The sequence below is a fragment of the Fontibacter flavus genome, from assembly GCF_042432905.1.
GTDB classification, from domain to species: domain Bacteria; phylum Bacteroidota; class Bacteroidia; order Cytophagales; family Cyclobacteriaceae; genus Fontibacter; species Fontibacter flavus.
In genome coordinates, this window is sequence record NZ_JBHLWI010000038.1 from 119,674 (window position 1) to 132,953 (window position 13,280).

Annotated in this window: 16 protein-coding genes; 13 read left to right on the plus strand and 3 right to left on the minus strand. The window is 40.0% G+C overall.

The window, feature by feature from the left end; genetic code table 11:
• Positions 1 to 70 precede the first annotated feature (70 nt).
• The 6 genes from ACFFIP_RS14180 to ACFFIP_RS14205 all read left to right on the plus strand — a co-directional run bounded on the left by ACFFIP_RS14180 (position 71) and on the right by ACFFIP_RS14205 (position 5,822).
• The gene (locus tag ACFFIP_RS14180) at positions 71 to 283 is read left to right on the plus strand and encodes a hypothetical protein (RefSeq protein ID WP_382388349.1); all 213 of its coding nucleotides are present in this window, start codon (positions 71 to 73) and stop codon (positions 281 to 283) included.
• Positions 284 to 692: 409 nt separating this feature from the next.
• On the plus strand, positions 693 to 1,412 hold the full coding sequence (locus tag ACFFIP_RS14185) for a hypothetical protein (RefSeq protein WP_382388350.1): 720 nt from the start codon (positions 693 to 695) through the stop codon (positions 1,410 to 1,412).
• A 99-nt stretch (positions 1,413 to 1,511) separates the two neighbouring features.
• Positions 1,512 to 1,958: a DUF2721 domain-containing protein gene (locus tag ACFFIP_RS14190; RefSeq protein ID WP_382388351.1), complete on the plus strand. Its 447-nt coding sequence runs from the start codon at positions 1,512 to 1,514 to the stop codon at positions 1,956 to 1,958.
• Positions 1,948 to 2,889, plus strand: coding sequence for a glycerophosphodiester phosphodiesterase family protein (locus tag ACFFIP_RS14195; protein WP_382388352.1), 942 nt, complete (start codon positions 1,948 to 1,950; stop codon positions 2,887 to 2,889). The genes ACFFIP_RS14190 and ACFFIP_RS14195 overlap by 11 nt, the downstream gene beginning before the upstream one ends.
• Positions 2,890 to 3,460: 571 nt before the next feature.
• Positions 3,461 to 4,474 carry a threonine aldolase family protein gene (locus ACFFIP_RS14200; RefSeq protein ID WP_382388353.1) on the plus strand — a complete coding sequence of 338 codons (1,014 nt, stop codon included), beginning with the start codon at positions 3,461 to 3,463 and terminating at the stop codon, positions 4,472 to 4,474.
• Positions 4,475 to 4,616: 142 nt separating this feature from the next.
• On the plus strand, positions 4,617 to 5,822 hold the full coding sequence (locus ACFFIP_RS14205; RefSeq protein ID WP_382388354.1) for an ATP-binding protein: 1,206 nt from the start codon (positions 4,617 to 4,619) through the stop codon (positions 5,820 to 5,822).
• Between the two features lie 26 nt (positions 5,823 to 5,848).
• On the opposite strand, the gene ACFFIP_RS14210 is transcribed toward ACFFIP_RS14205, so the two are convergent.
• Positions 5,849 to 6,103: a Txe/YoeB family addiction module toxin gene (locus ACFFIP_RS14210; protein ID WP_382388355.1), complete on the minus strand. Its 255-nt coding sequence runs from the start codon at positions 6,101 to 6,103 to the stop codon at positions 5,849 to 5,851.
• Between the two features lie 17 nt (positions 6,104 to 6,120).
• Positions 6,121 to 6,372, minus strand: coding sequence for a type II toxin-antitoxin system Phd/YefM family antitoxin (locus ACFFIP_RS14215; protein ID WP_382388356.1), 252 nt, complete (start codon positions 6,370 to 6,372; stop codon positions 6,121 to 6,123).
• A gap of 185 nt (positions 6,373 to 6,557) precedes the next feature.
• On the opposite strand from ACFFIP_RS14215, the gene ACFFIP_RS14220 reads away from it, so the two are divergent.
• The 4 genes from ACFFIP_RS14220 to ACFFIP_RS14235 all read left to right on the plus strand — a co-directional run bounded on the left by ACFFIP_RS14220 (position 6,558) and on the right by ACFFIP_RS14235 (position 8,913).
• Complete coding sequence (locus ACFFIP_RS14220) at positions 6,558 to 6,740, plus strand: hypothetical protein (protein WP_009185091.1); 183 nt, start codon at positions 6,558 to 6,560, stop codon at positions 6,738 to 6,740.
• Complete coding sequence (locus ACFFIP_RS14225) at positions 6,728 to 7,033, plus strand: type II toxin-antitoxin system RelE/ParE family toxin (protein ID WP_382388357.1); 306 nt, start codon at positions 6,728 to 6,730, stop codon at positions 7,031 to 7,033. The genes ACFFIP_RS14220 and ACFFIP_RS14225 overlap by 13 nt, the downstream gene beginning before the upstream one ends.
• Positions 7,034 to 7,087: 54 nt before the next feature.
• Positions 7,088 to 8,353, plus strand: coding sequence for a replication-associated recombination protein A (locus ACFFIP_RS14230; RefSeq protein WP_382388358.1), 1,266 nt, complete (start codon positions 7,088 to 7,090; stop codon positions 8,351 to 8,353).
• A 209-nt stretch (positions 8,354 to 8,562) separates the two neighbouring features.
• A complete protein-coding gene (locus ACFFIP_RS14235; protein WP_382388359.1) occupies positions 8,563 to 8,913 on the plus strand; it encodes a four helix bundle protein in 351 nt (116 codons plus the stop codon).
• A 96-nt stretch (positions 8,914 to 9,009) separates the two neighbouring features.
• Here the strand turns inward: ACFFIP_RS14235 and ACFFIP_RS14240 are convergent, their stop codons facing one another.
• Positions 9,010 to 9,741: a nitroreductase family protein gene (locus ACFFIP_RS14240; RefSeq protein WP_382388360.1), complete on the minus strand. Its 732-nt coding sequence runs from the start codon at positions 9,739 to 9,741 to the stop codon at positions 9,010 to 9,012.
• 101 nt (positions 9,742 to 9,842) lie between these two features.
• Between ACFFIP_RS14240 and ACFFIP_RS14245 the strand changes: the two genes are divergently transcribed.
• The 3 genes from ACFFIP_RS14245 to ACFFIP_RS14255 are packed head-to-tail and all read left to right on the plus strand — an operon-like array spanning position 9,843 to position 12,799.
• On the plus strand, positions 9,843 to 11,330 hold the full coding sequence (locus ACFFIP_RS14245) for a DUF5687 family protein (protein WP_382388361.1): 1,488 nt from the start codon (positions 9,843 to 9,845) through the stop codon (positions 11,328 to 11,330).
• Entirely contained in the window at positions 11,327 to 12,022 is a 696-nt protein-coding gene (locus tag ACFFIP_RS14250; RefSeq protein WP_382388362.1) for an ABC transporter ATP-binding protein, read from the plus strand. The genes ACFFIP_RS14245 and ACFFIP_RS14250 overlap by 4 nt, the downstream gene beginning before the upstream one ends.
• Before the next feature lie 15 nt (positions 12,023 to 12,037).
• Entirely contained in the window at positions 12,038 to 12,799 is a 762-nt protein-coding gene (locus tag ACFFIP_RS14255) for an SDR family oxidoreductase (RefSeq protein WP_382388363.1), read from the plus strand.
• The last annotated feature ends 481 nt before the right edge of the window (positions 12,800 to 13,280 follow it).

A 13,280-nucleotide genomic window follows, 5' to 3' on the forward strand; every position in this document is an offset into this window, starting at 1 on the left:
CCGGTATCTTTTTGATTAGGCTTCACGATCCTGCCTGCGTATTGCAATGGGTCTTGTAATTTGTTTAAATATGAAAAAGTTAGTGTATAGTTTAGGATTACCAATCTTAATTATTGGTTTTTTTCTTTTGCCTTTCGATTCTGTAAATGGTCAATCTACATCTGATTGTAATTGGGTCGGAAGTAGTCATGGCTGTGATGTCTATGATTGCGGCAGATGTATAATGTGGGCTTGCGGAACAAGCGGAGGGATGCTGGTTTGTGAAGAAGAAGAATCAGAGTAAAATTTATTAAGTTACCATTATGATACAGCGCTGTATTTTCTGTTTTTTTTTAATTTTTGTTTTTGGTATCGGATCATGTAATAATAATAATGATCTTCAGGTTGATTTTGAAGAATTTGAACTTATTATTGATGAAGCGAAGAAAATAAATGATGGCCTTGGTTTTTTTCAAAAACCTGATAAGGTTCAATTGGCTGCGGATTCGATAATTATTGTATTCAGTGGGTATTCAGGTGTTTCCATGTATGCCATTTCGGATGGAAATCAGGTTGATTTTATTAATCCAAGGGGTAATCCCAAAAGGTCTTTTTTCTTTTCATCTTTTGATGCCAGCGATTTTCCAATAGTTTATCTTTTGGAAGCTAGGCAAAACAAAATATTCGTTTATAACTTCATTGAAAAGGAATTCGTGGACGAGATTCCATTGAATCTTGACACCGGTACTTCTCTCAGAATTTCAGGAGGGAAATTTAAATTTTTCAAAGGTTCTTTTTATGTGGAGCTTAATCCTGTAGGGACCCCATTGCTAGACTCAAATTATTATAAAAATTCAGGTAAATTTATTGGGGTCTTTGATGCAGAGGGCGTACTTGAGCAAAGGATAATCGATTATCCAAATCAATTGACTAATCCAGTTGGCCACATTATACCAGCCAATTACTACTCTTTTGACTTTAGCCAAGATAAAATGTATATATGTTTTCCATTTGAAAAATTTATTAGAGTTTATGATTTGGACTCAAATTTTGACAATTATCAAACTTTACCCATTCCCAGACCAGATAATATAGAATTAGATTTGATTTATTTACCAAATAAGTTTTATCCTAGCGAAATTCCAGTTCAAGATCGTAAGATTTCCGCAAGAGTAAGTGACTTAATTGTCCAGGAAGACAGGTTGTTTTTGTCTTTTGTTATTAATGATAATCAAAATAATGACCGATTTCGTGAATTTACATCTCTTTTTCAGCTTGATCTGAACGAAATGAAATGGAAAGTTCAAAGTGAACTCATTGATTCATTTGATTTGGGCATGTTCGTGAGCCCATCAAATGGAAGCTTTTTGTATTTGGATGCTTCGGTCACAATTAAAGATGATAAATTCATCAATTTTGTCAGTACTAAATGATCAATACATTATTCAAAATCAAGAAAACCGAAGGCTTGGCCTTTGGTTTTCTTTTTTACAACAAAATCCCCAACTTGGACTTCCAAATCTATTCAACCTATGGAACTCCAACTCTCCACACCTGCCTTACTTTTTTCGGCCATCACTTTGATGATGCTGGCCTTTACCAATCGGTTTTTGGCCATTGCCAACCTGATCCGGGGACTTCACAAAAAATACTTAGAAAATCCTAAAGAAGACATCATAATTGAACAAATTCACAACCTGAAAAGGCGATTGAGCATGATCAAATACATGCAGCTCTGTGGGGTGCTAAGTTTTCTGCTATGTGTGGTCTGTATGTACCTGATCTTCATCGAAGCCCAAGCAGCCGCCAACTATGTCTTTATAGGCAGTATGTTGGCGCTATTGATTTCTCTGGGAATTTCCCTTATCGAAATATTGATATCCACCAAAGCGCTGAATTTGGAAATCCAGGACATGGAGACTTTGTTTCAAAAGCGCTCTTCCGGATTCTGGTTTAAAAAAGAAAAAAATGAAGAATAAGATTTACGGATTATTGATGTTGATGCTCCTTTTTTCCTGTAAAAAAGAGGTGTCAGTAACTCAAAATGAGGACTCAATTTCAAATGTTCAGCACAAGATTCTACTTTCAACAGTAGCAGAGGTCAGGGACTTTTATACTTGGACATTTGATAGAATCCCTATGGTATCTGCGCACAGAGGAGGGCCATACCCGGGGTTTCCTGAAAATGCGATAGAGACTTTTGAACATATCCTCAAGCATACCCCCTCCATCATTGAATTTGATGTGGCTTTGACCAAAGATTCGGTTTTGGTACTGATGCATGACAATACTTTAGACAGGACTACTTCTGGGAAAGGAAAGGTAATTGACCATACCTTTGAGGAAATAAGGGAGCTTTTCCTAGTAGACAATCAAGGGAATGAAACTTCCTTTAGGGTGCCAACTTTGGATGATGCCCTGGCTTGGGGAAAAGGAAAAACCTTATTCACCGTAGACATCAAAAGGGAAGTTCCTTTTGAAATGGTCGTAGATGCCATCAAAAGATATCAAGCCGAGCCCTATGCTGCGGTAATCACTTATAGTGTAGAGGCAGCTAAAAAAATGCACAGACTGCACCCGGAACTGATGTTGTCTGTAACCATCAGAAATGAGGAAGAACTTCAGCGGTTTGAGGAGTCGGGGATTCCAGTGGATCGTTGGATTGCCTTTACCGGTACTTCCGAGCGTCCAAAGGAATTCAATGAATTGCTCCATGAGAAAGGTGTTTTCACTATTTTAGGAGTATTGGGCAACTTGGACCGCAGTGCTATTGCCCGTGGGGACCAAATCTATGTGGAGTTTGTTGAATATGGGGCGGATATTTTGGCTACAGACAGACCGATAGAAGCAGCAAAGGCGATTGTGGGCTTGAGTCCGGAAAATAGTTCCAAGTTGAAGTATTTTAGGTAAGAAGCGAGAGACTAGAAGCGAGAAATTAGACTCAAGACTCAAGATATTGATTCTAGACCTGAATAGGAGTAGAAGAAAGGCTGATTTCGGAAATGGGCCTGAAGGGCCGCCCTGTGACAGCCCAGGATGCAGTCCTGGGTAAAGAAAATAAAACCATCCAGAGGTCTGAAGGACCGATCTTGTGGGAGATTTCGGATATAGAAAGTGTGATTTCGGAAATAATTAAGAATAAAGGAAGAAGGAAAGCGAGAGATCAGGTTTAAGTGCGATTTCGAAAGGCGGATTTCGGAAATAGGCCTGAAAGGCTGCCCTGTGATAGCCTAGGATGGAGTGCTGGGTAAAGAAAATGAAATCATCCAGAGGTCTGAAGGACCGATCCTATTGGCGATTTCAGATTCCAAAATTTAAATTCCGAATGCCAGTTGTCGAAAAGTCTCAACAAATCTTACATCTTATGTCTCATGTCTAAGGTCTTTAGTCTTTTATTTACCAATTGCGGGAAAAGTCTCGTTTCTTTGTTCTCAATGAAAATATCTTGTTTCTTGCATCTTGACTCTTGTTTCTAATATATATGATAATCGATTTACGTTCAGATACCGTAACCAAGCCCACTAAAGGCATGTTGGAGGCCATGTGGTCAGCCCATGTGGGAGATGATGTTTTTGGGGAAGACCCTACCGTCAATGCCCTCGAGCAAAAACTGGCGGATATGTTTGGGATGGAAGCCGGGCTTTTCTGCCCCTCAGGCACCATGACCAATCAGATAGCGGTCAAGCTGCATACGGGTCCACAAAAGGAAGTGATCTGCCACAAGTATTCCCACATCTATCTGTATGAAGCAGGAGGTATCATGGCCAATGCCCATGCATCGGTCAAACTCCTGGAAGGTGCTTATGGTAAAATCACAGCCCAGGATGTCTTGGACAATATCAGTCCAGATGATGTGCATGCCTGTGAGACTACTTTGGTATCTCTGGAAAACACCATGAATAAGGGAGGAGGCAGCATTTATACTTTGGATGAGGTGAAGCCTATCAAAGTCCTTTGCGACAAACATGGGATCAAACTCCACCTGGATGGTGCCCGACTGTTCAATGCCTTAGTGGCAAGCGGTGAAAGTACCAAAGACTGGGGTGCTCAGTTTGATACTATTTCCATCTGTTTGAGCAAAGGTTTGGGTTGCCCGATTGGATCTGTGCTATTAGGAACCAAAGCTGACATCAAGAGGGCGAGAAAAATCAGGAAGTCTTTTGGTGGAGGCATGCGACAGGCCGGATACCTGGCAGCAGCAGCCATTTATGCATTAGACCATCATGTGGATCGTTTGGCGGAGGATCATGCAAGGGCGAAGACCATTGGTCAAATCTTGGAAAAACATCCGCTTGTGTCAGAGGTTTTTCCTGTGATGACCAATATCGTGATTGCGAGATTGCAGGGCATCAGTCCTGAGGACTTCCTGTCTAAACTTTCTGAAAATGGAATCAAAGCCGTGAAGTTCGGCAAAGACCAGGTCCGTTTTGTGACGCATCTGGATTTTAATGATGAAATGCTAGAGTTATTCGGGGAGAGGATAAAGAAGATATAGTTGAAATAATTTGAAATTTGATTCAATTATAAAAGCGATTAATAATTTATGTTGTAAACGTAAAAATGTTTACTTTTCAAACGTAAGATAGTTTATTTTTATAAAATAAATATTATCTTTGTTTTGTAAGTCATTGGTAAACATGGTGTTTAAAGAAGATATAGAAGCAGCTTATAATGGTCAGAAACGAGTTTTGGCCAGAGATGTTGGTTTGATCAATCGTAACTTGTTAGAGACATTCAAACCGTCTTCCTCTCATATTGAAGTGATTTCCGGAATAAGAAGGTCTGGAAAGAGTACTTTGATGAGACAGATCGTCAAAAAGTATTTTGGAAAAGTCGCCTACTTTAATTTTGAGGATTCAAGAGTTTTTGGTTTTGGGGTAGGGGATTTTTCAAAGTTAGATGAGGTTATGGGAGATGAAATAGAAGCTTATTTTTTTGATGAAATACAGAATGTGGAAGGTTGGGAGATTTTTGTCAGACAGCTTCACGAGAGAAAGGAGAAAGTATTTGTAACAGGCTCGAACGCTTCATTATTGAGTAGGGAAATGGGTACAAGATTGACTGGCCGATATCTCAGTCATGAAGTCTTTCCATTTTCATATCAAGAATACCTTGCCTTTTTAGATCTAGATGATTGTCAGGAAAACTTCAATGACTATCTTGTCAAAGGTGGATTTCCTGAATTCTTAAGAGACCAAAACCCTGAAATCCTTCAGATGTTATTGAAAGATATCTTGTATAGAGATATAGCGGTTAGATTTGGTATAAAAAATACCCATGTCCTGATGGATATTGCGCTGTTCCTAGTTTCAAACATTGGAAAAGAGGTGAGTTTTAATGGTCTTCGAAAAACTTTCAATGTAGGTTCTCCGAGCACGGTATCAGATTATTTATCATGGATGGAAGATTCCTACTTGCTGTTTTTCCTTCCACGTTTCAGCTGGTCGTCTAAAAGTATTTCCAAGAATCCTAAAAAAGTATATTGCATCGACAATGGATTTGCCAAATCTAATTCTTTGAGTTTTACAAAGGATAAGGGTAGGCTTTTAGAGAATCTTGTTTATTTGAATTTTAGAAAACAAAATCAAAAAATCTTTTATTTCAAAGAGCGGAAGGAATGTGATTTTGTAGTTTTTGAGGGTAATGTCTGTAAATGGCTGATACAAGTTACTGAGAGACTGCATCCTGATAATAGGGATAGGGAATTGGAAGGGTTAGTAGAAGCGATGAACTTTTTTGAAATGGAGAAGGGCTTTATTCTAACTTTAGAACAAAATGATCGGTTAGTTGTAAATGAAAAATCAATCGTGATTCAAGATATAAGATCGTTTTTCGGCCTATGAAATTAAATATTTCTCTGACAGTCTGGTTAATAGTGGTACCTGCATTGAAGAATGTATATTGAATTGAGCTCTACTCTGTAAACCAGTCTGTGTTCTAGATTGATTCTTCGTGACCACCAACTTGAAAGATCATGTTTGAGGGGTTCTGGTTTTCCGGTCCCTTCAAATGGTGTCCTCAAGGACTCTTTGATCGACTCGTTGATTTTTTGGAGGGTTTTCCTGTCAGTATGTTGCCAAAAAAGGTAATCCTCCCATCCTGTGCTTAAAAAAATGATTTTCATGGTGAAAGTGATAATTATTATTCAAAAAGATTTTTTTCTTCTCCCATGCCTTTTTCAAATTCTTCTATTCCTCTCAAAAGTCGCTCAGCGTTTTTAGGGCTCTTTAACAAATAAAATGTTTCCAGCATGCTCTCATAGTCCGCCTTGGACATCACCACTACGTCTTCGCCATTGGCCCTTGTAACGAAAAGCGGAGACCTGTCATGGAATACTTTATCCAAAAAGCTTTTGAGGTGTTGCCTGAAATTTGAATAAGTTGTGATTTCCATGGTTGTTCTTTTTTACATATTTAAGCAATTTGACTTATTGTACAATAATATGTACAAATCAATGAGCTGATTTTTAAAGTTCAAGGTGCCATTCTATAATTAATATAAATCCTTGTTTTCTTATTTTGTCCTATTTTCATCAATTTTTCTAGCTTATTGCAGTATATTAGATAAAAAGTTGCCAAATGATTACAAAAGAGAAAGTATTGGAAACGTTGAAAACCATGCCAAATGAGTTTTCCATTGATGATTTGATGGATAAATTGATCTTGCTTAACAAAGTTCAGGTTGGCATGGAGCAGGCAAAGAAAGGGGATTCTTATACATCAGATCAGGCGAAAAAACTGATTAAAGAATGGTCAAAGTAAAATGGTCCAAACAAGCAGTTGAAGATATTTTTGAAATCCGAAAGTTTTACAGTGAAACTTCAACCACATTTGCTGAAGAACTGGTAGATTTAATTTTTTCAAAAGAGATTTTATTAGCTCAATTTCCAGAAATCGGGAGAATTGTTCCAGAATTAAACAACCGATTTGTCAGGGAGCTTATTTTCAGAAATTATAGGATTATTTATGTTATTTTTGATGAAGCGAATATTAGTGTATTAGCTGTTCATACCAGTTCTAGACCTTTGTCTGACATTTCCTTATTTGAGGGATAGTACTCTCAATTCCCTCCTTATTGCTAATTTGCATCTTCAAAATTTCCCGGACAAATGATCGACAGCACCCCTTTGGCAGAACGTATGCGGCCTTCCCGATTGGAAGAGCTGATAGGACAGGAGCACCTGACGGCACCCACAGCTTTTTTGTATAAGGCCATCAAGTCAGGGAATGTGCCTTCCCTGATCTTTTGGGGACCTCCAGGGGTAGGGAAAACCACCATTGCCAACATCATTGCCAATGAAATCAAAGTCCCTTTCTATACCCTCTCCGCCATCAGTTCGGGAGTAAAGGATATCAGAGAAGTCATTGAGAAAGCCAAATACCAAAGGGGAGCCGTACTCTTCATCGACGAGATCCACCGCTTCAACAAATCCCAGCAGGATGCCCTCTTAGGGGCCGTGGAAAAAGGAGTCATCCGTCTGATCGGCGCCACCACAGAAAACCCGTCCTTCGAAGTCAATGCTGCCCTGCTTTCCAGATGTCAGGTCTATACCCTGAATTCCTTGGGCAAGCATGAACTTGAAGCCATGTTAAAGCAGGCGATGGAAAAAGATGTAGAGCTGAAGAAAAAGCACATCGAACTCCAGGAAACGGAAGCGCTGCTTCGTATGTCTGGAGGGGATGGCAGGAAGCTGCTCAACCTGTTTGAGATAGTCATTGAGGGCATCAATGAGGATCCCTGTGTGATCACCAATGAAAAGGTGATTCAGATTGCCCAACAGAAAATAGCTCTTTATGACAAATCAGGTGAGCAGCATTACGACATCATCTCCGCCTTTATCAAATCCATCAGAGGATCTGACCCAAATGCGGCCGTGTATTGGTTGGCCAGGATGATTGAAGGAGGGGAGGATGTGAAATTTATCGCGAGAAGATTGGTGATTTTGGCCTCCGAAGACATTGGCAATGCCAACCCAAATGCGCTGTTATTGGCTACTAACTGCTTTGAAGCTGTGAAAATGATCGGCTATCCTGAGTCGAGAATTATCCTTTCGCAGTGTGTAACTTATTTGGCTTCATCTGCCAAGAGTAATGCGTCATATATGGCCATCAACCGGGCCCAGGCTTTGGTCAAGGAAACCGGGGATCTACCTGTTCCTCTTCATCTCCGAAATGCCCCTACCAAGCTGATGAAGGACCTGAATTATGGAAAAGAGTACAAGTATTCGCATGACTATGCAGGGAATTTTGTTGCACAGGAATTTCTGCCAGACGATATCAAAAACACCAAACTTTACGAGCCCGGAAATAACGCCAGAGAAAATGAACTGAGGAGGTTTCTGGGGGAAAGGTGGAAGGGGAAGTATGGGTATTAAGTGGAATGTCGAAAGGCGGATTTCGGAAAAATATAGCCCTACAATTTCTGTTCTGATCTTTTGATTAGAATCGGTTGGAAGTAGATTCAATAATTGAAGTAATTTCCAAATATCTTCTAGTGCATTAATTTAATCGGATAAGTTAATGCGATACTTATGATTAGTTTATTTGTTTTTTTAAATTGATTTCAGCTCAACTTTTTTGGATAATGAAAAAGGATTTGAAGGATCGGACGAAAAAATTCGCATTGACTGTCATTGATATGGTCGAAAATATCCCAAACAAGCCAGCGGGAAATGTCATAAAAAGGCAACTTTTGAAATCTTCCACATCTATTGGTGCGAATTATCGGTCCGCTTTAAGGGGACGATCAAAAGCAGAGTTTATTTCAAAAATTGGGATCGTGGAGGAAGAAGCCGATGAAACTGTTTTTTGGTTGGAGTTGCTTAACGATAGTGGGTTGGTCCACCAAAGTTTGATTAACCCTCTTTTGGATGAAGCAAATCAATTGACTGCGATTTTCACTTCAATGGGAAAAACAGCAAAAACAACTAAATAATATCGTTTAGTTATATTTAACTATTTCGACATCCGCCTTGCGAAATCCCCCTTCTTAATGATATCCTAAATTTCCTGAACTCCTTAATGGTTCAATCTACTTTTCGAAGATTACTTCCTCATTAGGCACCCTAAACCTATCCCCATAAATCCCCTCCGGAAGGCCTTTGCCGCAACCTATTATCATGTTGATTTCAGCGCCTGAAGGCAAGTCCAAAAGTTTTTTTACCCTTTTGGAATCAAAGCCTTCCATGGGGCAGGTATCGTAACCTTCAGCTTTCATGGCATACATAAAAGTCATGGCTGCCAAGGCTGCACTTTTATGTACGGATATCCTGACATCAGTTTCACTGACCTCCCTGACCATTGGCCGCGCAAAACCTACAAAAAGAGCGATCATATTTTTTACAAATGACCAAAGTGGGTACTTGGAATAGAGTTTGGGAATCAGGTTTCCAAAGTAGGACAAAGCCTGTTTTTGTTTATGGGCAGGAGCATTCTTGAACCTTTCCTGAATATGGTCATAATTGGCCTTTGCCCTTGATTTCCACTTATCCCTTCTGGCGACAATGACGACAAGTTCCCTGGCAGTGGTCGCTGCTTTTTGCCCCATACAAAGTTTGGCCAACTTGTATTTCAATGGGGATGTTTCCGGAATCCTGTAAAATTCCCACAACTGAAGGTTGCTGCTGTTAGGAGCCAAGGTGGCTGTTTCCAGACATTTTTGTACCACCTCGTGGTCAAAAGCCTCTTTTTGATCGAAAATCCTCACAGATCTTCTTGCTTTGACCACTTCAAAAAATCCCGTATTGTCAGTTTCTTCCTTCATTTTCTCGATTTATTTTAGAGATTAGTTAAGCGCAACTTACTTTTGGTTATATTCAAAGCCTAAAATTACATTTTAAAATTTCAACTTTTAACCCTTTGCCTATGGTATTACAATTAATCAGGTTGGAACTATTGAAAACCATAAGGTCTACCTCTTTTGCAAAATCTGCTTTGGTAGCTGTCTTTCTTGGTTTTTTAGCCTTGGTTCTTTTGTCCTATGTTCTGATTTTGGGAGTTTTCCTCAAGGAAGTTCTCGAAAAGGGTTTAGGGAGTTCAGATGCATTTGCTACGCTGAGCGGTGGGTTGATCTACTTTTATTTGCTGGAGTTCATGTACCGGTATTTTGTTCAGAAATTACCGGTGATGGAGCTGGAAAGTTTTCTTCATCTTCCTATCAAAAAAAGTAAAATCATCCATTTTCTTTTGGGAAGATCTTTCATTTCTCCCCTGACATTGATTGCACCTTTACTCTTTATTCCATTTGCTTTTAGGGAAGTGGGGCCAAGATTTGGGGATTTTGCAGCTTTTTCATGGCTCGGTTCAGTGGTTTTGACCAGTTGGTCTCTGCATTGGCTGATGCTGTGGTTCAAACAAAAGTTTGAGGACAGTGTCATCGGGCTGGCTACTGTTTTCTTGGTCATGTTGCTGGGTGCAGGGTCTAACTATCTTGGCTGGTTTAATCTAGGGGAACTGATCAAGCCTATATTCGATTGGTCGGTGGTCTCTCCTGTTCCGGTGGCGGTTTTACTGGTGGTGTTTTTGCTGTTGTACAGGTTGGCTTTCACCTTTTATTATCATAATGCTTATTTGGAGGATCTTGCAGAAGAAGAGAGTATCAGATTCGTTAATCAGGATCTTGGGTTTTTCAACCGTTTTGAGTTGGCTGGGCAATTGGCCAATTTGGAATGGAAACTGATCATCCGCCATAAGAAGAGTAGGACCTATTTGATGTTGGCGGGTTTTTTCCTGCTCTATGGCTTGATATTTTACACAAACCCCGCCTATGAAACAGAGGAAGGTTTTAGCCATATGTTCATCTTTGTGGGTACCTTTATTACCAGTATTTTCATGTTACAATATGGGCAGCTTTTTCTAAGCTGGAATTCAGCGAATTTTGATTTCTTTCTCAATAGGAAAAATGGGGTAGAAGCTTTGGTAAAAGGGAAATACCTATTGTTCGTCGCGACATCTATTTTTTGTTTGGTAGTGACTGTGCCTTATGTGTATTTTGGCTGGCATATCCTGTTGATCCATTTGTCTACCTTTCTTTTCAATATGGGAGTGGTCATTCACTTGGTGATCTATATGTCCTTATGGAAGCCTAAGCCTATGGATTTGAATAAAGGGGCCATGTTCAACTACGAGGGTGTCGGTATCGCGCAGTTTCTGATGATGATTCCGATATTTATTGGGCCATACATTATTTACTTCCCCTTTGCCTTATTGATCAATCAATATGCAGGATTAATTGCACTGGCTGCAACAGGAATGGTGGGGATCATTGGGTTCCCGTATTTTTCAAATATTGCGGTTCAGAGAGTGCTGAAAAACAGATACGAAATTTCTTCATCATTTAGACAAGAGTTATGATTGTAGTTCAAGATCTTAAAAAACAATATAAAGATGCTGTGGTACTGGATGTGCCAAGTTTAGAGATTCCGCGTTCCCAATGTTTTGGATTGGTGGGGAACAATGGAGCAGGTAAAACTACCCTTTTCCGAATCATGCTGGACCTGGTAAGGGCTACTTCCGGTAGGGTAATGCTGGAGGATATTGATGTGAGTAAAAATGAAGATTGGAAGAGCAGGGTAGGGGCCTTTTTGGATGAGCATATGTTGCTTTCCTACCTTACCCCGGATGAATATTTTGAGGCACTGAGGAAGATTTACCTGCTTTCAGAGGAAGATCTGAGGCTTCATTTGGCCAAGTTTGAGGAGCTTTTCAATGAGGAAATTCTCGGTAAGAAAAAATACATCAGGGATCTATCAAAGGGTAATCTTAAGAAAGTCGGTATTGCTGCAGCCATGATGGGCAATCCGGAGGTGGTGATGCTGGATGAACCTTTTGAAAATCTCGATCCAAGTTCCCAGGTCAGGTTAAAAAAACTCATTCTACAGGAGAAGGAAATGTCGCAGAGAACTTTTCTGATTTCGAGCCATGACCTGAATCATGTCACTGAAATCTGTGATAGGATTGTATTGTTGGAAAAAGGAAAGGTGATCAAAGATCTTCAGGAGAAATCCACGATGGTGGAGGAGTTGAATGCTTATTTTGGAACCTGATTTAGTTGATTGGAAATGGATTTGGGGATTAAAGGGAAATCAGCATTGGTAATGGCTTCCAGCAAAGGGCTGGGTAAGGCAGTTGCCAAGGAACTGGTCAGAGAAGGGGCAAATGTCATGCTCTGTGGTAGAAATGAGCATACACTTCTAGAGACCAGAGATGAAATCATACAAGAAGGTACCGGTAAGGTTGAAAAGGTTGTTTGTGATCTTTCTCAGGCCAAAGACCGTCAAGAGCTATTCGAAGCGACAATGGCTGTTTTTGGAAAGATCGATTTATTGGTCACCAATACAGGCGGGCCAAGTCCAGGCCAATTCGAAAAATTCGACATGGATGATTGGAAGGGATTCTACAATGATATTTTCCTTTCTGCCGCAGATATGATCAAAATGGTTGTTCCAGGTATGAAGCAGCGACAATTTGGAAGGGTCTTGACCATTACCTCTGTTTCGAGTAAGCAGCCGGTGGATAACCTGATAACGTCCAACGTCACTCGTTCCAGCCTTCTGGGGCTGGTCAAGAGCCTTTCCAATGAATTGGCTCCTCATGGTATCACTGTCAACAATATCATGCCAGGTTATACCTTAACAGACCGTCTCCAACAGCTGATGGCGGGGAATCCTCAGTTGGATCAAATCAAGGAAAGTATTCCTATGAAGCGATTTGGGACAGTGGAAGAGTTTGCTGCTGCAGCCGTTTTTTTACTCAGTGAGCGCGCGAGTTATATCACAGGCCAGTCATTGGCAGTAGATGGGGGAGTGATCAAGGGGTATTAGGAAAGAAAGTTTGCGAGTGTTAGGGGTATATTGTTTCTAATCCTTCTGGGCGAAGTCTCTCTTAACCATTAGAAGTCGAATTGCAAATTCCTTCGGATAATTAGGTGTAGTTACACACCTAGCGCCCCCTGCCAATCTTCACCTAGCTGGTGGACGGGGGAGCTTAATGCCTACCTTCAGGTCCTTCGTTTCGTAAACTCCTTACTGAAAGCTGAACATTTCGTATTCTCTTGGTGCATAAAAAGGAATGAACATACATGCTTTATTCTTCGATATCGAAGATGTACCGAAAAAAACATTCACATTCTTACATTCACCAAAAAAAAAGTTTTTCACAAACTAAAAAATGCTTTCTTTATATTTTAACGACATTTTCATCTTTATTTTTTTGCAACTAACGGATTAATACTCCATATTGGAAAATCTTTTAATTTTAATATTCATTCAATGAAAACAATTTTCCAATTTACCCCCCCCCCCC